Source organism: Leifsonia sp. Root4 (assembly GCF_001425085.1).
GTDB lineage: Bacteria > Actinomycetota > Actinomycetes > Actinomycetales > Microbacteriaceae > Microterricola.
In genome coordinates this window covers 40,969-66,465 of sequence record NZ_LMDN01000003.1, presented here as the reverse complement: position 1 = coordinate 66,465, position 25,497 = coordinate 40,969, and the positions used below count along the sequence as shown (strand labels likewise).

Genomic DNA, 25,497 nt, shown 5'->3' with positions numbered 1-25,497 from the left:
GTCTAGTTGCCCTCTCTCGGCTGCCGCGCCAGCGGAACATGCGCGGACAGCGCCACGCCCTCGCCCGGTGCGCTCTCCACGTCGAGCCCGCCGCCGAGCTCACGGAGCCGAGCGCGCATCGAATGCAGCCCGTAGCCGCCAGCAGTGCCGGGCCCCGAATCCCACGCGCCGGCATCGAAGCCGCTGCCATTGTCGACGATGTCCAGGCGCACCGAGTCGCCGGCATCCGCCAGGTTCACCACGACCCTGCTGGCCCCGGCGTGCTGCCGCACATTCGCCAGCGCCGATTGCGCCGTGCGCAGCAGGGCGACCTCGACGGTCGTCGCGAGTGCAGGCACGCTCTCGTCGACGCGGAACTCCGTGTCGATCCCGCTCTCCTCGGTCAGGCGTTCGAGCATGCGTCTGATTGCACCGGCGAGTGCGCCTTCCTCCAGCTCGGACGGCGCCAAGGCGGCGACGATCCGGCGCACGTCGACGAGGCTCTCCCTGGCCAGGGCATCAATCTGCCGCAGGGTGCGCGGCATCCGCTCGGCCTGCCCGTGCTCGATGGCCGCCGTCGCGAGCAGCGAGATCGACGAGAAGCCCTGGGCGATGGTGTCGTGGATGTCGCGCGAGATCCGGGTGCGCTCCTCCTCCGCGCCCGAGAGCCGTTGCGTGTTGGCGAGCTCGTCTTGCAGCTCGGCCATCTCAGCCTGCGCCTGCACGAGTGAGGCGACGAGGCGCTGGCGTTCCTGCAGGTCGCGGACCAGCTGCACGTAGCCGCGCGCGATGCTGAGCGCGAAGGCGCCGCCGATCAGCGGGCCGATCACGTTGGCGTAGCTCGTGCTGCCGTGCTGCAGGATCGGCGCGGCGATGACCACCGCGAACACCGCGACCGAGAACAGTACCGCCCAGCGCAGCCGCAGAATGTAGCCGGCGAGCAGCCAGAGCGAGAACGCGAGCCAGACGAACTCGGCGGATGCCGCGACCGCCCCGACCCAGATCACGGCGAGCCCGGCCAGCCACCAGCCGGAGAGCTGACGGTTCTGCACGCGGCCGCTCAGGATGACCCCGCCGAGGTACCAGGCGGAGAAGACGACGGCGCAGCTCAGCACCAGCGCCGGCGGCACCTCGTCGATGATGGCGCGGGCCGCGGCGACGACGACGAGCGCCGCGGTGATGATGTGCAGCCCGATCTGCATGGAGCGGATGGTCGCGCTGAGGGTGCGCGGCGTGCGCCGCGCACCCTTCTCCCCCACGCTAACCGACGAGGACGGGATCGGAGTGGGGCGCGTCATGCTCCGATTCTCTCCCCTGGGGCCCGTCTTCGTGCGGTGCACCGCTGGGCGGCCCGGCCTTCGGCGCCTTCGACGGCCACCAGATGCGGTCGCCCAGCAGGCTGAAGAGTGCGGGCACGATCACCGTGCGCACGACGAGAGTGTCGACGATGACGCCGAGTCCGACGATCAGTCCGAGCTGGCCGAGGGTCACCAGCGGCAGCATGCCGAGGGCGGCGAAGACCGCGGCCAGCACGATCCCGGCGCTCGTGATCACGCCGCCGGTGTTGGCGACGGCACGCACCATGCCCTGTTTCGTTCCGTGGGCGGCCGCCTCGCTCCTGGCCCTGTGCACCAGGAAGATCGTGTAGTCGATGCCGAGCGCGACGAGGAACAGGAACGAGAGCAGCGGCACCTGCAGGTCGAGCGCGTCCTGGCCGAACAGCACGCGGCTGAGCCACGACCCGGCGCCGATCGCCGCGACGGCGCTGACGACGTTCACCACGAGCAGCAGGGCGGGGGCGACGAGGGAGCGCAGCAGCACGAGCAGCACGATGAAGCTCACCGAAAGCACGAGCGGAACGATCAGCAGCAGGTCCTGCACATTTCCGGCGCGGGCATCGACGTCTTCCGCGACGGCGCCGCCGACCAGGGCATCCGCACCGTCGACCCCGTGCACGACCGTGCGGAGCTCCTCGACGAGGGCCAGGCTCTCGGGCGTTCCCGGGCCGGGCTCACCGGTGACCATCAGCTTGCCGAGCTCGCCGTCCTCCGACTCGCCGAGCGGCGTGACCCGCACGACCCCGGGGATGTCGGCGGCTGCCGTGGCCACCTCGTCGACCGAGTCGCTGCCCGCGATCACGATCATGGGCTGCGACTCGCCGGCCGGGAAGTGCTCCGAGAGAGTGTCGAGCCCTGTGGCCGACTCGGATGCGACGCGGAACTTCTCGGTCTGGGTCAGGCCGATCGAGGTGCCGAACAGGCCGAGGGCCATGATCGCCAGCAGCGAGCCGCCGGCGACGAGCGCGACGACGGGGCGACGCACGACGCGGCCGGCGACAGTGCCCCACACGCGGCGGCCGCCCGTGGGCTGGCCGGGTCGCGGGACGAAGGGCCAGAAGATGCCGCGACCGCAGACCGCGAGGAGCGGCGGCAGGGCGAAGAGCACGGCGAGGAGGGCGATGATGAGGCCGATCGCCGAGGAGATACCGAGGCCGCGGGTGCCGGGGATGACGGCGAAGACCAGCGTCAGCAGGGAAAGCACGACGGTCACGTTCGAGGCGAGAATCGCCGGGGCCGTGCCGCGCCAGGCCGTCGCCAGTGCGCGGCGGTGATCGTCGGTGGTCAGGAGCTCCTCGCGGTAGCGCGAGATCAAGAGCAAGGCATAGTTCGTTCCGGCGCCGAACACGAGCACGCTGATGATGCCGGCGTCGAACCGCAGGCCGAGCACGCCGCCCACCGCATTGGTGGCGAGGCTGGCGATACGGTCGGCGATGGCGACCACGGTCAACGGGATGATCCAGAGGATCGGCGAGCGGTAGGTCAGGATCAGCAGCAGTGCGACGATGCCGATCGTCACCATGAGCAGGGTGAAGTCGGCGCCCTCGAAGGCACCGGCGATGTCGGCGCCGAACGCGGAGCCGCCGGTGACGAGCACGGTCATGCCATCGATCGGGTTCTCCGCCAGCGTGGCACGGAGCGCCTTCACCTCGTCGGCCGTGGCCGTGTTGTCGTCACCGAGCGCGATCCCGGTCTGGATGACGGCAGCCTGCTCGTCTTCGCTGGAGAAAGGCTGCGAGGCGGTGTGGCCCGTCGTGGCGTCGATCTCTGGCACGAGTGCCGAGACGGATGCCAGCTCGGCATCCGTCAGCTCGGCCCCGTCGTCGCGGGTGGCGATGATCAGCACCGAGCCCTCGTCGCTGCCGGCGAACTGATCCGTCAGCGCCGTGACCTCCGCCGATTCGGAGGTGGACGGTGCGATGGCGTTGCCTCCCGGTGCCTCCACTCCGCGGAGCAGCCCGAAGGCGGCCACGATGGCGAGCAGGACGAGGACGAGCGACACCCAGGCGCCGCGACGCGAGGTCAGGCGCTCTGGTAGGGAAGGACGAGGCCGAGAATCAGACATGATTCCACTTCAGCATCGAGGCGGTGCCGGAGAATCGCGCGGGTGGTTGAACTTCGTCTCAACCCTTTGGTTGATGAGGAGGCGAGCGCAGAAAGTGGCGACGCGCCGGAAGAATCACGTACATAACGTGGTGCGCTCGGCCCGCAATGCCCCTATCTTCAGAGGACGGGGTCCGGCGTGGCCGCCTCCGTGCGCTTGAGATCGAGAGCCTGATCGTTCCTCGTCGTCTGGAGAATACATGTGGCATTGCACCGGTGACCTGCTGTGAGCGCCGAACTGGCGAATCTGCTCGGGGTCATTCTGATCCTGGCGGATCTGACGATCCGGATCGTGGCCCTGATCATCATCCCGCGGGAACGGAAGCCAACGGCCGCGATGGCGTGGTTGCTCGCGATCTTCCTCATCCCCTTCGTGGGCATCCTGCTGTATCTGGTCATCGGCAATGTGAAGTTGCCGAAGAAGCGGATGGAACGGCAGCGCGAGATCAACGCCATGATCGAGCAGCGCGCTCAGAATGTCGACCTCGGAACGGACAGCGCGGCATGGCCGACCTGGTTCCGCACACTCACCGAGCAGAACAGGGTGCTCGGCGCGCTGCCCGCCACCGGCGGCAACCGCGCCGAACTCATCGGTGACTACCAGCTGTCGATCGACCGGATCGCCGCGGACATCGACACGGCGCGTCACTTCGTGCACGTCGAGTACTTCATCGTCGCCTTCGACGAGACCACCCGCGGATTCTTCGCCGCCATGGAACGGGCGGTGCAGCGCGGGGTCACGGTGCGGCTGCTCATGGACCACATCTCCTCGGCGAAGGTCCCGATCCACAAGGAGACGATCGCGGAGCTTGATCGGATCGGCGTGGCGTGGAACTACCTGCTGCCGGTGCAGCCGCTGAAGAAGAAGTACCAGCGGCCAGACCTCCGCAATCACAGGAAGCTCGTCGTGATCGACGGGCTGGTCGGCTACACCGGGTCGCAGAACCTGATCCACCGCAGCTACGACTCACCGAAGAACCTCAAGCGCGGCCTGATGTGGCAGGAGCTGGTGACGCGGGTGACCGGTTCGGCGGTCGCTGCGATCAACGCGGTCTTCCTCTCCGACTGGTACTCCGAGACGGACGAGAACCTGCTCACCGCAGAGCACCTGCCCATCGCCCAGGTTCCGCAGGATCTGTCTCCGGATGCCCTGGTCTGCCAGGTCGTGCCGAGCGGCCCGGCGTACGAGCTCGAGAACAACCTCCGGCTCTTCCTCGGCCTGGTGAACGCCGCACAGGAGAAGGTGATCATCACCAGCCCGTACTTCGTTCCAGACGAGGCGATGCTCTACGCGATCACCTCGGCGCGCTTCCGGGGCCTCGACGTGCAGCTGTTCGTCTCCGAGATCGGCGACCAGGGCATGGTCTGGCACGCGCAGCGCTCCTATTACGGCCAGCTGCTACGGGCGGGTGTGCGCATCTGGATGTACCCGGCGCCCTACATCCTGCACTCCAAGCACCTGTCGATCGATGACGAGGTCGCCGTCATCGGCTCGAGCAATATGGACATCCGCTCCTTCAACCTCAACTTCGAGATCTCGCTGCTGGTGTACGGGAAGACGTTCGTCACCGCGATGCGGGAGGTCGAAGACGGGTACCGCTCGGCCGGTCGCGAGCTCACCCTCGAGGAATGGGAACGTCAGCCGGCCTCGGCGACCTTCCTCGACGGCGTCGCTCGGCTCACCTCGGCGCTCGAGTAGACGGCGGGGGGCGAGGGATGCTGCAGGCGATCGGTCACATCCTCCCGATCGCGCTCGCCGTGGCGATCAGCTCGGTGCCGATCCTGGCCACCGTCGTCATCCTGTTGTCGCCGGAACGCTCGCGAACCGCGATCCCGTTCCTCATCGGCTGGGTGATCGGCATCATCGTCGTCGTGTCGGTCTGCACGCTGGGCGCGACGCTGGTGCCCACCCCAACCGGTCCCCGCAAACAGGATGACGCGGTCGGCGTCGCCGAGCTGGTGGCCGGCCTGGCGCTCCTCGTGATGGCCGTGCTGGAGTGGCGGCGCACCCGCAAGAACCCAGCGGCGGCGATGCCGAAGTGGCTGAACACGGTCGGGACGCTCCGGCCGGGAGCGGTGTTCGGTCTCGCCCTGCTGCTGAATGTGCGCCCCAAGGCCCTGCTGCTCGCCGTCGCGGCCGGCCTCGCGGTCGTCGCCGAAGGTCTCGCTGTCGGCCAGTCCGCCATCACCATCCTGATCTACACGGCGATTGCCGCGTCAACGGTTGTCGTGCCGATCATCGCGACATTGGCGTCACCGGCACGGATGGAGCCCCGCCTGCACTCCACTCAGGAGTGGCTCATCGCGAACGGCGGCGCGGTGACGAGCCTCATCTTGCTCGTCGTCGCGTTCGCTGTGATCGGCAGCGGCCTGGCGCGGTTCTGACGCCCGGCCCGGAGGCGATTCCGAGGCGGCGCTCCCCCGCTGCTACCCTGTCGCCATGGTGGGGAACGAGTGGATAGAGCATCGACGTGGCGATGGCGAGCGTGTGGGATGGATCATCCCGCGTGGTGACGACTTCGTCGTCGTCGATCTGCTCGGCCGCGAGCGCGGAGGCCCGGTCGATTGGCTCGGCGCCGAGGAGGCGCTCGACGCGCTCGGCATCGGATACCTCGCCGACATCTACGTGCTCACTCTGGAGAACGGCAGTGACCTCCGCGTCCGCATCGCCGAGGTGAGCCCGGCCGGCATCACCGTGAAGAAGGACGACTTCGGCGACATCGGTGCACCACAGCGCTACTTCTCCCTGCCGTTCCCCGCACCGGCCTCATTGCGGTTGATGAGTGCCGCGGATGCCGGCGTGCTTCAGGTGGATTTCTTCGACGCCTGAGCGGCTCCGAACCGAGATGCATGAGCGCCGCGGTCAGTCGACGGCGTCCGGTCAGACGAACGGAGCCCGCGTCGCCGAAGCGCCGCGGGCCCGTCCCATGCGCGCTCAGGCCATGCTGGCGGCGTACTTGGCAGGGTCGGAGTCGAACGCCGGCCCGCACCCCGCGCAGCAGAAGTGATACCGCTCGCCCTCGTAGTCGCGGTAGAGTCCGACCGCCTCAGCGGCCGCCTTGTTGACGGGGCTGCCCGCCATGACCGGGCAGGTGGTCATGTCGTCACTCGCACCCTGCCATGCTGCTGCGGAGCTGCAGGAGCTGACGGGTGCCTCTGGCGTGTTGGTCATGGTGAATGATTCCTTTCGTTGTGTGCTCTCGGGTGTGAGATCTGGGTGTCAATGCCCGGCCGGATGCGGCGTGCTCCCGGCGCCCGCCGACGTCGCGCCCTCGGCGGCGTCCAGCACGAACTCGGCGGTGTGGACCGCGCCGTCGACTTTGAAATCCAGGTAGAGGAGGTAGCGGCCGGGCGTTGGTGCCTCCGCGGCAAACCGGATCGTCGGGCCCGCCGTCTCTCCGGCCCGCGGGTCATCACCGTCGGCGTGCACGTGCAGGAACGCGAGGTCGCCCTCGCGCAAGGCGACGAGATGCCCGAACGCTCCGAGATAGGGCTCGAGCGCAGTGACCGGTTTGCCGTCCCGGGTGATGGAGATGGTGAGTTCGCTCGACGAGCCCGCGACCAGCTCGCCGTCGACGGACACGGTGAAGCCGTCGATGAGATCGCTCCGTGTCGGCTCGGGGGTCACGGCACCGAACTGCCCCGTCACGTGCACGGTGCTCGTGAGTGTGAGAGCGGGCGCCCCGGCGCCGGCCGGTGTGAAGTCCGCGAAGACGCGGTAGCTGCCGGCTTCCGCCCATTCCCACGGAATGGACCAGGTGCCGCTGACACCATCGAGCTCCGGGTGGACGTGACGGAACCGGCTGCCGTCCGCTCGCACGACGATCAGGTGCAGATCGCGCTCGTGCGAGCTCGCGTACTCCGTCACCGCAGCGCCCGTCGCGTCTTGAATCCGGAAGCTCAGCTCGCCGGCTGCACCGACGGTGGACGGCGCCGCTACCGGGGAGAGCAGATAGCCGCCGCTCGCCGACGCGAGACCCTTCACCGCGTCCGCCGCGGTTGCCGCTGGAGCGGCGCTCGCGGAGCTGTGGCCCTGGTCATGATCGTTCATCTCGGTTCCTTTCACCCACGCTGTTGCTGTGCCGGCTGGCGCGACCGCGCCGGCGATTCCGAACGCGCCACCGAATACGAGCACCAGTCCGAGCCCATAGAGGGCGAGACGTGCGCCGGTTCTCATGCGGTCTGCACCATCGAGTGCTTCGCTCCCACGCATGCCCCGCAGGGCACTCCGGCCATCGGATCCTCGTTCGCGATCATCGCCACTGCCTTTCGCGCTGGAATACCCCCACTGGGTATGTACCGGATTCAACGTATACCCCTATGGGGTATACCGCAACCTCGTGGACAAGCGCGTGGTGATCGGCGACGGCGCCCCGAGGGTCGCGTTTGACACAGATACCCCCCGGGGGTATACGCTGAGCTCCGCCGGGGGATCCCCGGCCGTGTTCTCAGGAGGAAATCACATGTCTACCCATCCGCCACTCTCGCCGGCGAAGCGGTGGCTCGGCCTCGCGCTGATCGCTACCGCACAGTTCGTCGTCATCATGGACACCTCGATCATTGGCGTGGCCCTCCCCGACATCCAGCACGATCTCGGTTTCACGCCGGAATCTCTCTCGTGGGTGTTCAACGCCTACGTCGTCGCCTTCGGCGGGCTGCTGCTGTTGGGCGGACGCCTGTCGGATGCATTCGGCGCGCGTAAGATCTTCGCGCTGGGCTGGATCATCCTGATTGCGGGATCCTTGCTGGCCGGGGCTGCCGACAGCGTCGCGCTCGAGCTCGCCGGGCGCGCAGTTCAAGGCGCCGGTTCCGCACTGATCGCACCGGCGGCGCTGACCTTGCTGATGATGATCTTCGGCGGCACATCCGATCTGCCCAAGGCCTTCGCCGTCTACGGCGCCGCAGCACCCATCGGCGGCACCGCCGGGGTGTTCCTGGGCGGGGTGCTGACCGAATACGCGAGCTGGCCCTGGGTGTTCTACGTGACCATCCCGATCGCACTCATCGTTCTCGCCTTCACGGCGACGGCACTCCCCCGCACGACGCGCAAGGCGTCAGGCTCGATCGACATCGCCGGCGCCGTCACGGTCACCGCAGGGCTCGCCGCCATCGTCTACGCGATCGTCAACGCTCCCGAGGTCGGCTGGCTCACCCTGGCAACGCTCGGCGTGCTGGCCGCCGGCATCATTCTGCTGGTGATCTTCTTCATCATTCAGGCCCGCAGCCGCAACCCGCTGCTGCGTCTCGGTCTGCTGCGCGAGCCGCTGCTCGGCGCCGCCAATGGCGCACAGCTCCTACTGGGCGCCGCCTGGGTGTCGATGTGGTTCTTCCTCAACCTCTACCTGCAGCAGGTACTCGGCGTGAGCGCGTTCGCCGCCGGCGCCGCGCTCCTGCCCATGACGGGTCTCGTGGTTCTCGTGATGATCGCCGTGGCGCCGCGACTGCAGGCGAGGTTCGGCGCGAAGGCGTTGATCGTCAGCGGACTGCTCGTGCTGGCGGCCGGGCTCGGGTGGCTCTCCCTCATCCGCCCCGACGGCAACTACGTGGTCGACGTACTGCCCGCGTCCCTCGTCGCCGCCCTCGGGATGTCGCTCGCCTTCGTCCCGTCTCTGGGAACCGCCATCAGCGCGGCGCCGCCCGCAGAGACCGGCGTCGCCTCCGGACTGGTCAGCACCAGCTACCAGATCGGATCCGCACTCGGCCTGGCGGTGCTCACGGCAATCGTCTACGGCATCTCCGGTGCCGACGCCTCCGCGGTCGAGCTGACCGCGGGGTACTCCGCCGCCTTCATCGGCGCGGGCATCCTCGCGTTGCTGGGAGCGATCGTCACCGCGATTGCCATGACGACGCCTCGGGCATCCGCATCGGCATCCGATTCTTCCATTGGCCGAGAGACGGTGGGCACGCACTAAGGCGACCGGCCCGGCGGGCCCTCGGAGCATCAGACCGAGGGGCTCGTCGGCGTACCCGGACCGAGCGGCGCGCCACACACAGTCCACCGACCTCCGCGCACTCAGAGGCAGCGCTCCGGAGCCCTCTGGCAGTGACATCCGGCGGACGACGGCGCATACTGGGCGCATGGGACAGCTCACGATCTCATTCGAAATGACGCTTGACGGTGTATTCGACCAGATGGAGCAGTGGTTCAACCCGGACGATCCGGGGGTGCAGCGCGCCTCCGACGACCTCGTCTTCGGCGCAGACGCCGTGCTGCTCGGCCGGGAGAGCTACGAGTTCTTCCGCGAGTACTGGCCAGCACAGAGCGACGACCGGGGATTCGCCGCGTACTACAACGCGCTCCCCAAGTACGTCGCATCCCGCACTCTCTCCGGACCGCTGGATTGGAACGCGACGCTGATCGAGGGGGACGTCGCCGAGGCGGTCAGCGGGCTGCGCGAGCGCCACGACTCGATCATCTCGCACGGCTACGGTGAGCTGGCAGCCACGCTCATCGACGCGGACCTGGTCGATTCGATCCACGTGGGCATCCACCCCTTCATCGTCGGCGACGCCGAGATCCGCCTGCGCACACCGCACCTGCTCGGCCTCCACCTGCTCGGCGTGCAGCGCTACGAGTCGGGCGTGATCGCGGCCAGATACGCGCCGATCCGATGAGCGCGGCCCGCGGCATCCGGCATCACCATGGCGTGGCCCGGGGGCATGGATGACGCCCATCCCCTTCGTGGCCCACGAATCCGGTGCCCTGCTCCACGGCACGAAGGCGGAGCTGCGCGTTGGCGACGTGTTGCAGCCCGGCCGGCGATCGAACTACGGCGATGACCGCACCGCCAACCACATCTACGTGACGAGGACCCTCGACGCGGCGGCATGGGGCGCCGAACTCGCCGCGGGCGATGGGCGCGGCCACATCTACCTCGTCGAGCCGACCGGCCCGCTCGAGGATGACCCGAACGTGACCGACAAGCGCTTCCCGGGGAATCCGACACTGTCCTACCGGACCCGTGAGCCCGTTCGGGTGGTGGGAGAACTCATCGACTGGGACGGTCACAGCCCGGAGCAGATTCTGGCCATGCGGCGATCACTCGCCGAGCTCTCGACGCGCGGATTGGACGTCATCGACGACTGATGAGGCTGTCCGTTCCGACATGGGCGGAGGACAGGATGTCCGCCGTCTCGATGATGAGATTCTGCATCGCCTGGGCGGCACGCGTCAGTGCGACGTCGTTGCGATGGGCGAGGCTGACTGAACGGGCCAGTCGTGGCGCGGTGAGCCGGACCGAGCGCAGCCCTGGTCGGTCCACCATCACCATGGCCGGCACCACGGCGACACCCAGCCCGCGCTCCACGCAGCGCAGCACCGCATCCATCTCCGCACCCTCGAGCACGATCGTCGGGGTCAGGCCGGCATCCCGGAACGCCTGCATCGTCGTTGCCCGCAGCTCGTAGCTCTCGTGGAAGGTGATCTGCGGCAGCGCGGCCAGCTGCGCGAGCGAGAGCGCGTCGACGCCGTCGAACACGGCGCTCTTCGCCGAGGCGACGACGACGAGTTCCTCGCTCAGGATCGGCAGCCGCTTGAGACTTGCGGTGGGCGCGGTGCCGTCATCGGCGGTGGTGATCAGCGCCAGGTCGAGAGTGCCGCCCGCGAGCTCCTCCAACAGGCCCAGGGATCCACTCTCGGTCAGGTGCAGCTCGATTCCGGGGTGGGCGGCGTGGAACGCCGTCAAGACCTCGGCGACCAGGCTGATGCAGAGTGTCGGCGTCGCCCCGAGACGAACGCGCCCTCGCCGCAGCCCGGCCAGCTCCTGCATCTCGAAGCGCACGGTCTCGGCGTCAGCGAGCATGCGCATGGCCAGCGGAAGCAGCGATTCGCCGGCTGCTGTCATGCTGATGTTGCCCCGCGCCCGGTGGAACAGCGTGGCACCGAGATCCGACTCAAGCGCCGAAATCTGCCGGCTGAGCGACGGCTGAGCCAGGTGCAGCTGCGCGGCCGCGCGCGTGAAGTGGCCGATGCGGGCGACCTCGACGAAACTGCGGAGCTGTTCCAGGTTCATGTGCATAGCGTATCCGCATTGAAATGAATCGGATGATGCATTGGACTAATCGCGCTCTCATTCTTAGCGTGGAGGCATGAGCGCATCGCACACAGTTGAGAAGCAGATTTCCACGACGGTCCTGGTCATCGGCACCGGCGGCTCGGGCCTCCGGGCAGCCATCGAACTCTCCGAGATGGGCGTGGATGTGCTCGCGGTGGGCAAGCGTCCCCGCAGCGACGCGCACACGTCGCTCGCCGCCGGCGGCATCAACGCCGCACTGGGAACCATGGACGAGGGCGACAGCTGGCAGCAGCACGCCGCCGACACGATCAAGGAGAGCTACTTCCTGGCCAACCCCCACACCGTGGAGATCGTCGCCCGCGGGGCGGCCCAGGGCATCCACGATCTGGAGCGCTACGGAATGGGATTCGCACGCGAGGAGGACGGGCGCATCTCGCAACGCTTCTTCGGGGCGCACACGTTTCGCCGCACAGCCTTCGCCGGCGACTACACCGGCCTCGAGATTCAGCGCAGCCTCGTCGCCAGAGCCCACCAGCTGAACGTCCCCATCCTCGACGAGGTCTACATCACCCGTCTGCTCGTGAAGAACAACCAGGTGTTCGGTGCGTACGGCTTCGACCTGAACACCGGCACCCGCTACCTCATCCATGCGGATGCCGTGGTGCTCGCCGCGGGCGGCCACAACCGCATCTGGCGCCGCACCTCCTCCCGCCGCGACGAGAACACGGGAGACTCCTTCCGCCTGGCGGTGGACGCCGGCGCCCGGCTGCGCGACCCCGAGCTCGTTCAGTTCCACCCCTCCGGCATCATCGAGCCGGAGAACGCCGCGGGCACCCTGATCTCCGAGGCCGCACGCGGCGAGGGCGGTGTGTTGCGCAACGCTCTCGGTGAACGCTTCATGGAGCGCTACGACCCGGTGCGCAAGGAGCTCTCCACCCGCGACCGGGTGGCGCTCGCCGCGTTCACCGAGATCAAGGAGGGTCGCGGGACGCCGAACGGCGGCGTCTGGCTCGACGTCTCGCACCTGCCGCGCGAGGTCATCATGGACCGGCTGCCCCGGGTCTACCAGACCATGATGGAGGCGCAGATGCTCGACATCACTACGGAGCCGATCGAGATCGCGCCGACCGCGCACTATTCGATGGGCGGAGTCTGGGTTCGCCCAGAGGATCACAGCACGGATGTCGACGGCCTCTACGCCATCGGCGAGGCATCCAGCGGCCTGCACGGCGCCAATCGCCTGGGCGGCAATTCGCTGATCGAGCTGATGGTGTTCGGCCGCATCGTTGCCCACGCGGCGGCCGCGTTCTCGGCATCGCTGGAGGCACAGCCGCGGTCAGCCGACGCCCTGGCTCGGGCGCGAGCCGAGATCGACGACCTCCTCGCCGCGGACGGGCACGAGAATGTGCGTGCGCTGCAGCGCGCCATCCGCAACATGATGACCGAGCATGCCGGCGTCGTGCGCGACGAGGACGGCCTGCTGGCCGGCCTGGCGAAGCTCGACGTGATCGAGGAGCGCATGCTCCGCGTCGGCATCCACCCCGACATCGCCGGCTACCACGACCTCGCGCACGCCTTCGACCTCAAGGCCTCGGCACTCGCGGCCCGGGCGACGCTGGAGACGGCGGTCGAACGCCGAGAGACACGCGGATGCCACAACCGCAGCGACTACCCGGACATGGACCCCGCGCTGCAGCTGAACCTCGTGTGGTCGCCGAGCGCCGGCGTCGTTCGCGAGTCGATCCCCGAGATTCCAGAGGAGATCGCGGAGCTGATCACCGAGGTCTCAACGCTGGGCAAACTGGTCGAGTAGCCGGGGCCGCCGATCTCTACAGGCAACACGAGCGCGCCGCCCGAGCTCGGGCGGCGCGCTCCGCGGTTGGTTACCGAGACGGTCGGCTACTGCGAGACGAAGCCGACGATCAGGTACAACACGAACGACAGCCCGGCGGCGATCCCCGCGTAGGGCAGGATCGCGCTCATCAGCGTGAGCGGTTTGATGCCGGTCGAACGCGACGCGAGGATGATGCCGTCGCCGTAGAGGCAGGTCGTCGAGCCGAGCGCCGCGCCAGAGAACACCGCGGCTGCGGCGATGATCGGGTCGACGTCCATCGCGAAGGCGAGCGGGATGACGATCGGCGTGATGACGGCGGCGAGATCCCAGAATGAGCCCGTCGCGTAGGCGTAGACGCCGCAGACGAGGAACACCACGGCCGGCAGCAGCGCGCCGCTCATGTACGGCTGGGTCGAGGCGATCACGAAGTCGGCCAGCGCGAGGTCGATGTTCATGTGCTGCACCATGAAGGCGAGCGCGGTGAGCACGATGACGAACATCATGCTGCCCACACCGGCGAACGCGGCGTCGAACACCTCGCGGATGCGCATCCGTCGCTGCGCGACATACATGATGATCGCCACGATCAGCGCGGCCACTGTGCCCTTCAGCACATCGACCTCGGTGAGGATGGTGACCGCGATCATGACAACGATCGGCACCAGGAAGTTGTACGGGCGCGGCGTTGCGATGCTCGATGCGCGCGTCGCGACGGCCACCGGGGAGGCCACGGCGAGGGTGCCGTCATCCCCCTGGATGCCGATCTCGGCGATCTCGACGATCTCGGGCTGCAGCGGCAGGCCGCCCTCGGCCTCGCGTTCCTCATCGCTGGTTCCGGCGGGGAACACGTCCCCGATCTCCTCGGCACGCCGGATGTCCTTCTTCAATGAGCCGAGCTTCGGGAAGGCGCCGATCGAGAGCAGGATCGCGATGATGATGGCGATCCAGCCGAAGAAGATGTACGGGATGGCCTGCAGGTAGGCGCCGAAACCGGAGCCGTCGACGGTCACACCCTGCGCCTCGAGGAGGCCGGAGAAGAACAGTGCCCAGGTCGAGAACGGCACGATGACGGCGATCGGAGCCGCGGTCATCTTCATGATCGTGCCGAGCTGACTGCGCGGCACCCGGTAGCGGTCGGTCACACTCTTCATGGAGGTGCCGACGGTGAGCACGTTCAGGTAGTCATCGACGAACAGCACGACCGAGAGCACGAAGGAGAGCACCAGCGACTTGCGCCGGGAGTTCACGAACCGCTCGGTCCAGGACGCGAACTCGCTGACGGCGCCGGAACGCTCGAACAGGGTGATCAGGATGCCGAAGAGCACGACGACGAGCACGAGCCATTGCAGCGTCGCGTCGGCCATCGCCGTACCGAGGTACTCGACCCACGAATCGAAGAAGGCCCAGCCGCCGAGCAGTACGGCACCGACGATGGTTCCGCAGAGCATGGCGAACAGGGTGCGTCGCGTCGCGACGGCGACCACCAGGATTGTGACGACGGGAAGGAGCGCCCAAGCGCCTACGTCTTGCATGTTTTCCTCAGGGGGGTAGGACGGTGATCCCGGCCCGACGGGCGCGGAAGGTTCGCGTGCGTGGCACTCCCGGGTCAGGAGTATGCGGCCTCGTACACGGGATTGCCGTCCATGACCGTCGTGCGGATGGGCAGCTGCAACAGTTCGTCGGCGCCGACGTCGAGAGGGTTGTCCTCCCAGACGACGAAGTCGGCTCGATACCCGGGGGCGATGACCCCGAGATCGCGGTCGCCCTGGGCCTCGGCGGCCCAGCGCGTGTAGCCGAGCAGGGCCTCGAGCGGGGTGAGGATCTGCCCGGGGTCGAAGACGGGGGCGTCCGGATTGCCGGGCTCCCGCCGAAGGCGAGCCCAGGCCATGCCGATGCGCGAATCCAGCTGCGCCACCGGCCAGTCGGAGCCGAGCGCGATGGGTGCGCAGGCGTTGATCATGTCGCGCACCCGCCATCCGCGTGCGGCGCGCTCCGGCCCCAGCCGGGCCGCCCAGAAGTCGCTCGCATCCGCCTTGCGCCACTGCAGGTGCAGGGGCTGGATGGACGCCGTGATGCCCGCCTGGCCCAGCCGGGCCACGTCGCGGTCCGCGACGAGCTCGAGGTGTTCGATGCGGTGCGGGGCGCCGCGCCGCGAGTGCACGCCCGCCTTGGTGTACGCGTCGATCGTGGTGCCGACGGCGCGGTCGCCGATCGCGTGCGTGGCGATCTGGAAACCGGCGGAGCTGTAGCGCTCCACGACCCGCTCGAATTCGCCGGCATCCTGCCAGAAGGAGACCCCGCCGTCGCCCTGCAGATCGGGCTCGTAGAGCCAGGCCGTTCCGGTGTCGATCACGCCGTCGTTGAAGAGTTTGATGAGGTCGCCACGCCAGCGCGCGCCGCGCCTGCCCAGCTGGGCGAGGTAGGACTGCGTCGTCTCCTCGTCGTAGCCTGGATTGTGGGCGAGGGCCGACACGATGCGCACCGGGAGCCCAGCGCCAGTGGCGTCGATCTCGTCGAGGAGGTCGAGGGACGCCAGCTTGCCGTCCATGATGCAGCCGCCGGTGATGCCCGTCGCCGCGAGCGAGCCCAGGATGCGCTGCACCTCCGCGGCCGTCTCGGCGGTCGTGAGCTGGGGCGCCGCCTTCAGCACGATGTCGAAGGCGGAGTCCTCGCGGAGTTCCCCGGTGGGCCGACCGGATTCGTCGACGATGATCTCGGAGGTGTCTGTGAAGGTTCGCGCGCCGGTGATCCCCGCCCGTGCGAGCGCGGCGCTGCTCGCCAGCGCGGTGTGGCCGTCGAAGAACATCAGCAGCGCGGGGAGTCCGCCGACGGCGCCGTCGATCGCCGTAGCGGTCATCGGCAGTGAGCTGAAGACGTCGTAGTCGACGTTCCAGACCCGCACCCAGTCGCCGGATTCCTCCGTGCGCACCCGCTCGGCCTCGGCGCGCAGCAGCGCGAGGAACGCCTCTGGCGCCTTCACTCCCCCGGCGTCCACACCGACCGCGAGCTCGATGCCCTGGATCGGGTGCATGTGGGCATCGATGATGCCCGGTGTCGCGACCCCGCCCCGGGCATCGAGCATCCGCGTCGACGCGCCGCGATACTCCGCCATCGACGACGCCTCTCCGACGGCGATGATCCGGCCGCCCCTGACGGCGATCGCTTCGGCGAATGGCTGGCGTGGGTTGAGCGTGATGACGCGCGCATTGACGAGAATGGTGTCGGCGAACACGCGATCCATGCGCGATGACCTTTCAGGCGAAGCGACATTTATTTAATGCCATTAAATAAGCTGGGCCTAAGCTACACCCGAGACGATTCACGCACAATCCCGAGAGGCCAACATCGTGAGCTCCCCCCGCACCGCAGGACGGCCGCGCATCAGCGTGCTGAGCGCGGAGCAGATCATCGACGCGGCCTTCGACCTGGTGCGGACCGCTGGACCCACCGGCTTCACGATGACCGGGCTCGCGCGCGCACTCTCCGTGCAGCCACCCGCGCTCTACCACTACTTCACGGGCAAAGACGAGGTCGTGCGCGCGATGCGGGGGCGGATCGCAGACATGATCGACGTCAGCGGGTTCACCACCGAACCGGCCGACGGATCCGCCGCATTCACCGACGCCGTACTCCGCTGGGCGCACTCGTACCGGAGGGCGTTCCTCTCGTACCCGGCGGGCATCGCGTTACTCGCGACAACAGCGATCGACGGCCAGGAACGCTCCGTGGCCAACTACGAGGCCATGACGGTCGCCTTCCTCAGGGACGGCTGGCCGGAGAGCCTCATCGTCGACGCGATCGTGGTGATGGAGTCGTACATCCTCGGTTCGGCCCTCGACGCACTGGCCCCCGAGGACATCATGTCCCCGGGGGCCAGCGCAGCCGACGCCCCGCACTTCGCCCGGGCGGAAGCTCGTCGCGTGCGCGACGCCGCAGAGCGCGACATCCGTGCGAGCGACCACGCCTTCTCCGTCGGGATCAGTGCCCTGTTGACCGGCCTTCGCGGCACGGCCGGCCTGTCGTAGGGCCGACCGTCACACGGCAGTGGGCGGAACCGCGGGTGGGGCCGCGGGCGGGGGCGCTGGCGTCCCGGCGGTGGCCGGCGGGTTCACGAGCACATTGTTGAACGTCGCCTTCTCCTCCGCTGTGCGCTGATCCCATCCGGGTCTGCGCAGCGCGTAGAAGATCAACGGCGGCACTCCGAGCAGGAGCACAACTCCTCCGACCAGCACCGGATACACCCAGCCGGGTGCGCCGCCGCCGAACCCATCGGGCGGGATGAAGCCCAGGCAGAACGCGGCCAGGCAGGCGAGGAAGCCGACGCTCGAGATCAGCGTCATGGCCGGCACCCGGTAGGAGCGCACCACGTGGGGCTGCTTCGAGCGGAGTCGGATGGCCGCCGCGAACATCATCATGTACATGATGAGGTAGAGCGCGGCCGCCATGTCGACGAGCAGGATGAACGCCGTGTTGATGTTCGGCACGAAGATGAACAGCGACGCGAGCAGTGTCACCACGATGCCCTGCACGGTGAGGATTCCGACCTGCACTCCCGCCTTGTTCCTCCGCTGCAGGAACACCGGCAGGTAGCCGCTGCGCGCTGCGGCGAGGAGGCCGCGGGACGGGCCGGCGATCCAGGTCACGACCGATGCGAAGGCGCCGAGGGCGATCAGCAGCGAGAGCACCGGCGTGAGCCACGACACCCCGAACGCATCAAAGTAGGCCTTGAAGGCGAGATTGATGCCGGTGGTGAGCCCGAGCTGGTCGCTCGGAACCACGAGGCCGATCGCGATCGTGGGCACGATGAAGATGCCCAGGATCAGGAACGAGGCGATGAGGATCGTCTTCGGATACTGCTTGCCCGGGTTCTTCAGGTCGTTTGCGTGAACCGCGTTGACCTCCATGCCGGCGTACGCCAACACGTTGGAGACGATGAGCACGATCGACGCCAGCCCGGTGAACGGTGGGATCACCGACGCCGCGGTGAGCGGAATCTGACTCGGCTGCCCACTCGCGACCCAGAAGACACCGAAGATGATCAGCAGCAGGCCGGGGAAGATCGTGCCGGCGAGGCCGCTCCACGACCCCACCTTGGCGAACAGATTGCCGCCCTTCAGGGTGATGAAGGTCGAGAACCAATACAGCACGAGGATGATGATCGCCGTGTAGAGCCCGGAGTTTGCCAGGTTCGGGTTGAGGAACACGAACGCGAGCGATGCAGCGATGAAGGCGATCTGCGTGGGATACCAGACCACGTTCTGCACCCACTGCAGCCAGATCGCCTGGAACCCCCAGCGCTCGCCGAAGGCTTCGCGCACCCAGGTGAAGACGCCGCCCTTCCACCCGGTGGCGAGTTCGGCCGCGACGAGCGCCGTCGGCACGAGGAAGAAGATCGCCGGAATGATGAACAGGGTGATGGCGCCGAGGCCGAAGCCGGCCATGGCCGGCAGGCTGCGGAGTGACGCAACCGCGACGACCGTGAGGATCGCCAGCTGCGTGAGGCTCATGAACTTGCTGGCCGTCGTTCCCGGCGAACCGATGGCCGGTTTGTGCGGCACCGCATCGAACGGATGCGGCTTCACATGTTCCGGGGTCGGTGCAACGGTCCCGTCCGCCCGTTTGGGAGCGGCTGCCGAGGCCGCCGGCCGATCGTCGATGGACGTCATGGCGCCCTCCTCTTAGTGGGTGAAGGAGGACTTCTGGCCCTCGGTCGGCATGGGCGACTCGAGGAGGTCGAGGTAATCGACGGCCTCCTTGATGTCCTCGATGAGCGACTCGGCGAGGTTGCGGCTGAGTCCGTTGCGCACGACGATGCGCTGCACGGTGAGGTCCGAGAGGTTGTCTGGCATCGGGTAGGCCGGAACGAGCCAACCCTTGAGGCGGAGCCGCTCAGAGAGGTGGTAGAGATTCCAGTTCTCGGTGTGGCCCGGCGTCAGCTGCCACGCGAACACGGGAATATCCGTGCCGTCATTCCACAGGTCGAATGCCGGCATCTTCGCGATCTCGCCCGAGAGGAACACCGCGACATCCTGGGAGGCCTTCTGCACCTTGTAGTACCCGTCCCAGCCCAGTCGGAGGAACAGGTAGTACTGCAGCAGCACCTGTGCGCCGGGGCGGGAGAAGTTGAGGGCGAAGGTCGGCATGTGGCCGCCGAGATACGTGACGTCGAATACGAGCTCGCTCGGCAGGTCTTCGACGGTGCGCCAGACCACCCAGCCGAGGCCCGGATAGACCAGGCCGTACTTGTGAGCCGAGGTGCTGATCGAGACGACGCGCTCGACGCGGAAGTCCCACTCCAGGTCAGGCTGCAGGAACGGGGCGATCATGCCGCCGGATGCACCGTCGACGTGGATCTTGACGTCGAGGCCGGTGTCGGCCTGGATCTTGTCGAGCGCTGCGGCGATCTGGGCCACCGGCTCGTACATGCCCGTGTACGTCACGCCCATGATCGCGACGACGCCGATCGTGTTCTCGTCGACGTACTTCTCCAGCTCGAAGCCGTCGAGCACCTTGTGGTCGTCGGTGATCGGCACGTAGCGTGCCTCGACATCCCAGTAGTTGCAGAATTTCTCCCAGCACACCTGCACGGCACTGGAGAGCACGAGGTTCGGCTTCTCCGTTGACTTGCCCTCGGCCTTGCGGGCGAGTTGCCAGCGCCGCTTCAGCGCAAGTCCGCCGAGCATGCAGGCTTCGGAGGAGCCGATGGTCGAGGTGCCGATCGCATTCTTGGGGTCAGGGGCGTTCCAGAGGCTCGCCATCATGATCCAGCAGCGCGTCTCGATCGCCGCGGTCTGCGGGTACTCGTCCTTGTCGATCATGTTCTTGTCGGCGGACTCGGCGTAGAGCTTCGCGGCGTACGGGTCCATCCAGGTGCCCACGAAGGTCGCCAGGTTCAGCCGCGCATTGCCGTCGAGCATCGCCTCGTCGTGCACGATCTGATACGCGGTCTCGGCGAGTGACTCCTGGTCTGGGAGCCGGTCGGTCGGGAAGTCCGTCGCCTCACCCGCTCGGGCGAACATCGGATTGAGCTGATTTCGGTCGCTCGTCCCGGTGAACCCACTGGGCGATTCACTGGGCTTGAGGGCTGTGCTCTTCGGCTGGGAAACGGTCATTGATCCTGCTCCTACCCCTGATTTATGAACGGAGCGTGCGAACCGGAATGCGTAAGGCCGATCCTCTGGCGGAACTTTCCGGGCTTCGGGCGCTTCAACCTGACCAGTGTGGACCGCGTGCATCGCGGTGGCAAGCGAAAAGCGATGCAATCATCCGTTTTCCATGAAGAATTCACTGCGCCAATGGCGGGCGGCGGCTCGAGCAGCTCGCCGAAACCGAGAGTCGGCCGCCCGACGGTCCTGCCGCGGCTCTTACCGCGCGGTCCCATCGGGCGCGTGCGAGGGCGGCGCGAATGCCGGCTCGGTCGCGGGCGGAACGATGCGGAACTCCGGCGCCCTGGAGACGAGCAGCCAGGCCGGGAGGATGATCAGGCAGAGCATCGGGAGCAGCGTGATGTCGCCGGGGATCGCGACACCGAGGAAGATCGCGAGCCATCCGTCGCGGCCGATGACCAGCACCACGCCGAGGATGCCACAGCCCACGGCGAGCCCGAGCGGCAGGCTGGGGATCAGCACGTGCCCGAGCATGCCCAGGGCGACGCCGATGAATGTGGCCGGGAAGATCCGGCCGCCGCGGAAGAGCGCGCTGGCCGCCACGAGCAGCGCCAGGATCTTGATCCCAGCGATCACCGCCAGCTGAGTGCCATCGTAGCCGTCCGGGTCCTGCAGCAGCTCGCCGATCTGGTCCAGGCCTTTGAACATGGTGATCGGGCCGCCGATGAGGCCGAGGATGCCAAGCACGAAGCCGCCGACGAGCGGGATGAGGATCGGATGCCGCAGCGCATGCAGCGCGCGCCAGAGCACGGGGAATACGGCGAGCGCGGCCAGGCTGATGCCGACGGCACCGCAGGCGACGAGCGCGCCGGTGAGCGCGTCGATGGCGTGCGGGCTGCCATACGCGGGCAGGTCGAACTCCATCGACGGCGAGCCGAGCAGGCGCATCGTGATCGCGCCGGCGCCGGCGGCGGCAACCGGAAGGAACAACCGATCCCACAGCGAGCCGCCGCCCTTGGCGGCAGCCACGATCCCGGTGAAGAGCAGGGCCGCGGCGACGGGGGTGCCGAACAACGCTCCGACCGTCGCGGCACCGGCGATCAGCACCGCGATCTGCGGAGAGACGCCGGGGAGAAACCGCGCGAACAGCGTGACCGCGATGCCCACGTTGATCGCAATGATCGGGTTCTCCGGGCCCAGGCTGACGCCGCCCGCGAGGCTCAACACCGTCACCACCGCCAGGCCGGGCAGCACCCGCAGGCTGAGCGGCGGGGAGATCAGCTCGGTGGTCGCCGAATCGGGCCCGCCGTGACCGGGGAGGTAGCGAAGCCCGATGCCGACCGCGAGCCCGGTGAGCGTGAGGATCAGCACGATCCACCACCCGGAGGGGTCGACCCCGAGCACGCCGGGGAGCGTGTCCCAGAGCACGCCGCTCAGCAGGTCGGCGAGTTGCTCCAGCGCCCACAGCAGCAGTGCGGCGAAGGCACCGAGCAGGATCGCGGGGATCGCGAGCAACGGCATCTGGCGGGGTGAGGCCGGGCCATCGGACGGTGTTCTCGCAAGGCTCATCGTGGGCTCCTCCCAGACGGGGAGTAGCGCGCCACGATCCATGGGGCCCAGCTCGCCCGTCGTCCGCGATGATCGTAGCGCCTGAGATCAGTGCACGACCAGTCCGCCCCACGATCGCCGACAATTCACTCACTTCATGTGATGCATGACGGCCGGTGGCCCATATCGTCAGAAGACGGGGTCTCCGGCGTGCACCGGCATCGGCGACGGGCATCGGCTGCGCAGCTCGACGGAGTCGCTCGCCGCCCCTTGGGTTCGAGTAGAAAGCGAGGCGACGGATGCTCCAAGCGATCGGTCACATCCTCCCGATCGCTCTCGCTGCTGCGATCAGCTCGGTGCCGATTCTGGCCACGCTCGTCATCCTGTTGTCGCCAGAGCATTCGCGAACCTCGATTCCGTACCTGATCTCCTGGGTGGTCGGGATCGCCGTTGTCGTGTCCGTCTGCACGATCGCGGCGCAGCTGCTGCCGACACCCGCCGGGCCTCGCAAACAGGATGACGCAGTGGGCGTCGCCGAGATTGTGGCCGGCCTCGCGCTCGCTGTCGTCGCTGTCCTGTCGTGGCGGCGCGCTCGCAGGGAGCCGGAGGCGGAGACGCCGAAGTGGCTGAACAAGGTCGGGACGCTCCACCCCGGAGCGGTCTTCGGTCTCGGGCTGCTCCTGAACGTCCGTCCCAAGGCGATCCTGCTCGCCGTCGCGGCCGGTCTGGCACTCCACGCCGAAAGCCTCGCCTTCGACGAGTCGGTCATCACGATCGCGATCTACACGGCGATCGCCGCCTCAACCGTTGTCGTGCCGATCATCGCGGCGGTGGCTGATCCGGGTCGGATGGAGCCACGTCTCCGTTCCGCTCATGCGTGGCTCAGGTCGAACGGCAGCGCGATGACGAGCCTCATTCTGCTCGTCGTCGCATTCGCTGTGATCGGCAGCGGCCTGGCACGGTTCTGAGGCGCGGGCGCATGCGAAGTGCGATGGACGCCCGACACCGTGAACCGCTAGCGCTCGGTGATCGGAATCGACAGCGGGCCAGACCATGACCGGGACCGGAGACCACGAACGGGCGGAGCTGCGCAGCCTGCGCCTGTCGATCGTGTTCTCCATCGCGTTGGCCGTCATCGCTCTCCTCGTCGGCGTCGTCTCCGGCACACGCATCGTCATCTTCGACGGCGCATACATGCTCATTGGCCTCCTTCTCTCGTGGGCGTCTCTGCGGGCGTCCACCGCCATGGCCGCCGGACCCACGCGTCGGTTCCCGTTCGGGCGAGACGCCCTCGCTCCCTTCGTGGTCGCGATCCAGGGCGTCGCGATCGCCGGCACACTGCTGTTCGCTGCCGGCGACGCCCTCGTGATCATCCGCGACGGTGGCACGGAGGTGAACCCCGTCGTCATCGCGATCTACGGCAGTCTCACTGCCGTGGTCGGGTCGGCCGTCGCTTGGTGGCTGCCGCGCGTCGCCCCGCGTTCGGAGTTGGTCGCGGCCGAATCCGCCCAATGGCGGGCGGGCGCGGTGCTCAGCATCGTCATGACGGCGGGGGCGATCGCCGCCCTGCTGATCGAGCTGACCGAGTTTCGCGACGTCATCCGCTACATCGACCCGGCCCTCGTGCTCATCGCCTGTGCGATCCTCGCGCCGATCCCTGTCCGGTTGGTCCGGTCCGGGCTGAACGAGTTGCTCGAGGGAGCACCGCCGCAAGCGACCACGGAGGAGATCGCGCGAGTCGTCGGGGCGGTCCAAGAGCGCTTCTTGCTCAGTGAGCCGACGATCCGGTCGAGCAAGGTGGGTCGGAAGCTCTACGTCGAGGTCGACTTCGTCGTCGCCGCGGCGCAGTGGGACGTGAGCGAGGAGGACGCCGTGCGGCACGCCGTCATCGACGGGCTCGCACCCCTCGGCTTCGAGGTGTGGGCCGCGGTCGCGCTCACCACGGACCGCGACCTCGTCGACTAGCGGGTAGGAGGTCGGCGCCGGCACCCACGGATGCCGGACGCCCATCGTCCACGGACCGGCGTCACGACGTCGGCGGCACCTGACCGATGCTGAGCCATCCTGCCCCGCCACCCGATGCGCCCGAGGTGCCGGCAGTGCCATCCGACTTCATCGCGTTCAGCTGCCGCTCAATGTCGGCTCTCGACGCCAACTCGGCCAGCTGGCGTTCGATGTCCGCGTCCGGCGCGGCCGTCAGATCCTGCAGGGCGCCGCTGGAGAGCAGCTCGTCGGTGGCCTGCGCGCGGGCCTGCATCTGGGCGACACGATCACGTGCACGGTCGAGGCTGACGCCGATGTCGTTCATGTTCGCACCGATGCCCGCAACGGCCTCATTCGCCCGCACCTGCGCCGCGGAGGCGCTGTAGGTGGCCTTCATTGTCTCCTTCTCGATGCGGAAGGCGGCGATCTGCTCGGCCAGCCGACGTTCGCGCTCCTGCAGCTGCGCCGTCTGCTTCTGCAGGGAATCGTGCTGCGCCTGCAGCTTGCCCACCTGGCTCTCGAGGGCGGCGCGGCGTTCCAGGGCGGCGCGAGCGAGATCCTCCCGGCCCTGCTCCATGGCTTCACGGGCCTGCGCTCCCAGGCGCCCGTAGCGCGCACCCATCTCCTCGCCCTGCAGCTCGATGCGCTTCTTCGCCGTTGCAACCTCGGCGACGGCCTCGCGCACCTGGTGGAGCAGCTTCACCTGCTGCTCGTAGCTGTCGTCGAGTGCGTCACGCGGGTCCTCCATGTGGCTGAGCGCCTTGGAGGTCTTGGTGCGGAAGATGGTGCGGATCCGTGCGGTGTTGTCGCTCATGACTGAACTCCTCTGGTCTGGAAGCGATCATTTGACTTGTACCGGGTTGTGGCGACGTCGCGTCGGTCGCCGCCGTTCAGGTGCGCGAGCTCCACCAGTCCAGCGTGCAGGGCTGCCACCTCGAGGTCGACTTCGGCATGAAGGGAGGAGAGCGCGGCCCCGGTGGGGTCCCCGAGTCCGTCGGCGACGGATGCCCGCACGTCGCGGATCATGTCGGAGATCTGGTCGACCGCCAAGCCAGCCGCTGGCAAAGCGTCGTTCAGTGCCCCGGGATCCGTCTCGCTCTCCATCAGGTGCAGCTGCGCCCGCAGCACAGTCGCCTCCGCCTCGATGCGGCGGAACAGGCGGGGAAGGTCGCCGCGCCGGCCGTTGCTGCGGACGGCGAGGTCGATCGCGGCCCGCCCGCTGTCGATGGCCTCATCGAGTTTCGACTGCAGCGCGAAGACCTGGCGTCGTGGACCCCGGCTGAACTGTGCGCGGCTTTTCAGTACCGCCCCGTTCACCGTGCGACTGCGCCGAACGCGGCGATACAGCATCCGCACGATCAGGAAAAAGGTGACCACCGAGAGGGCGGCGATGGCGGCGAGTGAGATCAGCACGCCGAACAGGACGTCCATGTCCGCCACCTCCCGCACCTCGTCGTGAGCGTCAAATCCATGAGCTGCACCTCCGTGAAGTCTCCGCCGCGGCCCCAGCGCCGCAAACGCGATATAACTCAAGTTACGCTCGCAGGCGCCCCAAGGAAAGCAGTCTCGACAGATCCTCAGCGAACGTGGGT

General features: G+C 68.0%; 22 protein-coding genes. 10 read left to right on the top strand and 12 right to left on the bottom strand.

What is annotated here, in order from left to right:
• Window positions 1-2: 2 nt before the first annotated feature.
• Together ASC66_RS10085 and ASC66_RS10080 are read right to left on the bottom strand one after the other, a co-directional pair.
• Window positions 3-1,277: a sensor histidine kinase gene (locus ASC66_RS10085; protein WP_055838685.1), complete on the bottom strand. Its 1,275-nt coding sequence runs from the start codon at window positions 1,275-1,277 to the stop codon at window positions 3-5.
• Window positions 1,240-3,381, bottom strand: coding sequence for an MMPL family transporter (locus ASC66_RS10080; protein WP_055838682.1), 2,142 nt, complete (start codon window positions 3,379-3,381; stop codon window positions 1,240-1,242). Before ASC66_RS10080 ends, ASC66_RS10085 begins: the two co-directional genes overlap by 38 nt.
• Before the next feature lie 264 nt (window positions 3,382-3,645).
• On the opposite strand from ASC66_RS10080, the gene cls reads away from it, so the two are divergent.
• The 3 genes from cls (at window position 3,646) to ASC66_RS10065 (ending at window position 6,249) form a co-directional block, all read left to right on the top strand.
• Window positions 3,646-5,118, top strand: a complete 1,473-nt coding sequence (gene cls, locus ASC66_RS10075) for a cardiolipin synthase (RefSeq protein ID WP_055838679.1) — start codon at window positions 3,646-3,648, stop codon at window positions 5,116-5,118.
• Between the two features lie 17 nt (window positions 5,119-5,135).
• Window positions 5,136-5,804, top strand: a complete 669-nt coding sequence (locus tag ASC66_RS10070) for a GAP family protein (protein WP_055838676.1) — start codon at window positions 5,136-5,138, stop codon at window positions 5,802-5,804.
• A 103-nt stretch (window positions 5,805-5,907) separates the two neighbouring features.
• Complete coding sequence (locus ASC66_RS10065; protein WP_502691598.1) at window positions 5,908-6,249, top strand: hypothetical protein; 342 nt, start codon at window positions 5,908-5,910, stop codon at window positions 6,247-6,249.
• Window positions 6,250-6,354: 105 nt separating this feature from the next.
• On the opposite strand, the gene ASC66_RS10060 is transcribed toward ASC66_RS10065, so the two are convergent.
• Both ASC66_RS10060 and ASC66_RS10055 read right to left on the bottom strand, forming a co-directional pair.
• Window positions 6,355-6,591 (bottom strand): YHS domain-containing protein, encoded by a 237-nt coding sequence (locus ASC66_RS10060; RefSeq protein ID WP_055838670.1) that lies wholly within the window; start codon window positions 6,589-6,591, stop codon window positions 6,355-6,357.
• 48 nt (window positions 6,592-6,639) lie between these two features.
• Complete coding sequence (locus tag ASC66_RS10055) at window positions 6,640-7,596, bottom strand: DUF8832 domain-containing protein (RefSeq protein ID WP_055840273.1); 957 nt, start codon at window positions 7,594-7,596, stop codon at window positions 6,640-6,642.
• A gap of 286 nt (window positions 7,597-7,882) precedes the next feature.
• Between ASC66_RS10055 and ASC66_RS10050 the strand changes: the two genes are divergently transcribed.
• The 3 genes from ASC66_RS10050 (at window position 7,883) to arr (ending at window position 10,506) form a co-directional block, all read left to right on the top strand.
• Entirely contained in the window at window positions 7,883-9,331 is a 1,449-nt protein-coding gene (locus ASC66_RS10050; RefSeq protein WP_055838667.1) for an MFS transporter, read from the top strand.
• A 166-nt stretch (window positions 9,332-9,497) separates the two neighbouring features.
• On the top strand, window positions 9,498-10,034 hold the full coding sequence (locus ASC66_RS10045; RefSeq protein WP_055838664.1) for a dihydrofolate reductase family protein: 537 nt from the start codon (window positions 9,498-9,500) through the stop codon (window positions 10,032-10,034).
• Between the two features lie 49 nt (window positions 10,035-10,083).
• Entirely contained in the window at window positions 10,084-10,506 is a 423-nt protein-coding gene (arr, locus tag ASC66_RS10040; protein ID WP_055838661.1) for an NAD(+)--rifampin ADP-ribosyltransferase, read from the top strand.
• On the opposite strand, the gene ASC66_RS10035 is transcribed toward arr, so the two are convergent.
• Window positions 10,493-11,437 carry a LysR family transcriptional regulator gene (locus ASC66_RS10035; protein ID WP_082492244.1) on the bottom strand — a complete coding sequence of 315 codons (945 nt, stop codon included), beginning with the start codon at window positions 11,435-11,437 and terminating at the stop codon, window positions 10,493-10,495. The genes arr and ASC66_RS10035 overlap by 14 nt on opposite strands.
• A gap of 70 nt (window positions 11,438-11,507) precedes the next feature.
• Between ASC66_RS10035 and ASC66_RS10030 the strand changes: the two genes are divergently transcribed.
• On the top strand, window positions 11,508-13,247 hold the full coding sequence (locus ASC66_RS10030; protein WP_055838658.1) for an L-aspartate oxidase: 1,740 nt from the start codon (window positions 11,508-11,510) through the stop codon (window positions 13,245-13,247).
• An 86-nt stretch (window positions 13,248-13,333) separates the two neighbouring features.
• Here ASC66_RS10030 and ASC66_RS10025 read toward each other — a convergent pair whose 3' ends face one another.
• Both ASC66_RS10025 and ASC66_RS10020 read right to left on the bottom strand, forming a co-directional pair.
• The gene (locus tag ASC66_RS10025; protein WP_055838657.1) at window positions 13,334-14,800 is read right to left on the bottom strand and encodes a Na+/H+ antiporter NhaC family protein; all 1,467 of its coding nucleotides are present in this window, start codon (window positions 14,798-14,800) and stop codon (window positions 13,334-13,336) included.
• Window positions 14,801-14,874: 74 nt separating this feature from the next.
• Entirely contained in the window at window positions 14,875-16,509 is a 1,635-nt protein-coding gene (locus tag ASC66_RS10020) for an amidohydrolase (RefSeq protein WP_055838654.1), read from the bottom strand.
• A 106-nt stretch (window positions 16,510-16,615) separates the two neighbouring features.
• Between ASC66_RS10020 and ASC66_RS10015 the strand changes: the two genes are divergently transcribed.
• Entirely contained in the window at window positions 16,616-17,293 is a 678-nt protein-coding gene (locus ASC66_RS10015; protein ID WP_055838651.1) for a TetR/AcrR family transcriptional regulator, read from the top strand.
• A gap of 9 nt (window positions 17,294-17,302) precedes the next feature.
• On the opposite strand, the gene gadC is transcribed toward ASC66_RS10015, so the two are convergent.
• From gadC to ASC66_RS10000, 3 genes are all read right to left on the bottom strand, one after another.
• On the bottom strand, window positions 17,303-18,934 hold the full coding sequence (gene gadC, locus ASC66_RS10010; RefSeq protein ID WP_055838648.1) for a glutamate/gamma-aminobutyrate antiporter GadC: 1,632 nt from the start codon (window positions 18,932-18,934) through the stop codon (window positions 17,303-17,305).
• Window positions 18,935-18,946: 12 nt separating this feature from the next.
• A complete protein-coding gene (gene gad, locus ASC66_RS10005; protein ID WP_502691616.1) occupies window positions 18,947-20,287 on the bottom strand; it encodes a glutamate decarboxylase in 1,341 nt (446 codons plus the stop codon).
• A gap of 345 nt (window positions 20,288-20,632) precedes the next feature.
• Window positions 20,633-21,943: an ion channel protein gene (locus ASC66_RS10000; protein WP_055838642.1), complete on the bottom strand. Its 1,311-nt coding sequence runs from the start codon at window positions 21,941-21,943 to the stop codon at window positions 20,633-20,635.
• 278 nt (window positions 21,944-22,221) lie between these two features.
• Between ASC66_RS10000 and ASC66_RS09995 the strand changes: the two genes are divergently transcribed.
• Window positions 22,222-22,890 (top strand): GAP family protein, encoded by a 669-nt coding sequence (locus ASC66_RS09995; RefSeq protein ID WP_055838638.1) that lies wholly within the window; start codon window positions 22,222-22,224, stop codon window positions 22,888-22,890.
• A gap of 85 nt (window positions 22,891-22,975) precedes the next feature.
• Entirely contained in the window at window positions 22,976-23,887 is a 912-nt protein-coding gene (locus ASC66_RS09990; RefSeq protein ID WP_055838636.1) for a cation diffusion facilitator family transporter, read from the top strand.
• 61 nt (window positions 23,888-23,948) lie between these two features.
• Here the strand turns inward: ASC66_RS09990 and ASC66_RS09985 are convergent, their stop codons facing one another.
• Both ASC66_RS09985 and ASC66_RS09980 read right to left on the bottom strand, forming a co-directional pair.
• Window positions 23,949-24,719 carry a PspA/IM30 family protein gene (locus ASC66_RS09985; protein WP_082492243.1) on the bottom strand — a complete coding sequence of 257 codons (771 nt, stop codon included), beginning with the start codon at window positions 24,717-24,719 and terminating at the stop codon, window positions 23,949-23,951.
• Complete coding sequence (locus tag ASC66_RS09980) at window positions 24,716-25,336, bottom strand: hypothetical protein (RefSeq protein ID WP_055838633.1); 621 nt, start codon at window positions 25,334-25,336, stop codon at window positions 24,716-24,718. The genes ASC66_RS09985 and ASC66_RS09980 overlap by 4 nt, the downstream gene beginning before the upstream one ends.
• Between the last annotated feature and the right edge of the window lie 161 nt (window positions 25,337-25,497).

What these genes read in the sequence shown, in the direction of transcription:
- ASC66_RS10030 (WP_055838658.1), top strand. Translation starts at nt 11,508, where the DNA reads ATGAGCGCATCGCACACAGTTGAGAAGCAGATTTCCACGACGGTCCTG.
- ASC66_RS10080 (WP_055838682.1), bottom strand. Translation starts at nt 3,381, where the DNA reads ATGTCTGATTCTCGGCCTCGTCCTTCCCTACCAGAGCGCCTGACCTCG.
- arr (WP_055838661.1), top strand. Translation starts at nt 10,084, where the DNA reads ATGACGCCCATCCCCTTCGTGGCCCACGAATCCGGTGCCCTGCTCCAC.
- ASC66_RS10045 (WP_055838664.1), top strand. Translation starts at nt 9,498, where the DNA reads ATGGGACAGCTCACGATCTCATTCGAAATGACGCTTGACGGTGTATTC.
- ASC66_RS09990 (WP_055838636.1), top strand. Translation starts at nt 22,976, where the DNA reads ATGACCGGGACCGGAGACCACGAACGGGCGGAGCTGCGCAGCCTGCGC.
- ASC66_RS09980 (WP_055838633.1), bottom strand. Translation starts at nt 25,336, where the DNA reads ATGGACGTCCTGTTCGGCGTGCTGATCTCACTCGCCGCCATCGCCGCC.
- ASC66_RS10025 (WP_055838657.1), bottom strand. Translation starts at nt 14,800, where the DNA reads ATGCAAGACGTAGGCGCTTGGGCGCTCCTTCCCGTCGTCACAATCCTG.
- ASC66_RS09985 (WP_082492243.1), bottom strand. Translation starts at nt 24,719, where the DNA reads ATGAGCGACAACACCGCACGGATCCGCACCATCTTCCGCACCAAGACC.
- ASC66_RS10035 (WP_082492244.1), bottom strand. Translation starts at nt 11,437, where the DNA reads ATGCACATGAACCTGGAACAGCTCCGCAGTTTCGTCGAGGTCGCCCGC.
- gadC (WP_055838648.1), bottom strand. Translation starts at nt 18,934, where the DNA reads ATGACGTCCATCGACGATCGGCCGGCGGCCTCGGCAGCCGCTCCCAAA.
- ASC66_RS10000 (WP_055838642.1), bottom strand. Translation starts at nt 21,943, where the DNA reads ATGAGCCTTGCGAGAACACCGTCCGATGGCCCGGCCTCACCCCGCCAG.
- ASC66_RS10020 (WP_055838654.1), bottom strand. Translation starts at nt 16,509, where the DNA reads ATGGATCGCGTGTTCGCCGACACCATTCTCGTCAATGCGCGCGTCATC.
- ASC66_RS09995 (WP_055838638.1), top strand. Translation starts at nt 22,222, where the DNA reads ATGCTCCAAGCGATCGGTCACATCCTCCCGATCGCTCTCGCTGCTGCG.
- ASC66_RS10050 (WP_055838667.1), top strand. Translation starts at nt 7,883, where the DNA reads ATGTCTACCCATCCGCCACTCTCGCCGGCGAAGCGGTGGCTCGGCCTC.
- ASC66_RS10055 (WP_055840273.1), bottom strand. Translation starts at nt 7,596, where the DNA reads ATGAGAACCGGCGCACGTCTCGCCCTCTATGGGCTCGGACTGGTGCTC.
- ASC66_RS10085 (WP_055838685.1), bottom strand. Translation starts at nt 1,277, where the DNA reads ATGACGCGCCCCACTCCGATCCCGTCCTCGTCGGTTAGCGTGGGGGAG.
- gad (WP_502691616.1), bottom strand. Translation starts at nt 20,287, where the DNA reads ATGTTCGCCCGAGCGGGTGAGGCGACGGACTTCCCGACCGACCGGCTC.
- ASC66_RS10070 (WP_055838676.1), top strand. Translation starts at nt 5,136, where the DNA reads ATGCTGCAGGCGATCGGTCACATCCTCCCGATCGCGCTCGCCGTGGCG.
- ASC66_RS10060 (WP_055838670.1), bottom strand. Translation starts at nt 6,591, where the DNA reads ATGACCAACACGCCAGAGGCACCCGTCAGCTCCTGCAGCTCCGCAGCA.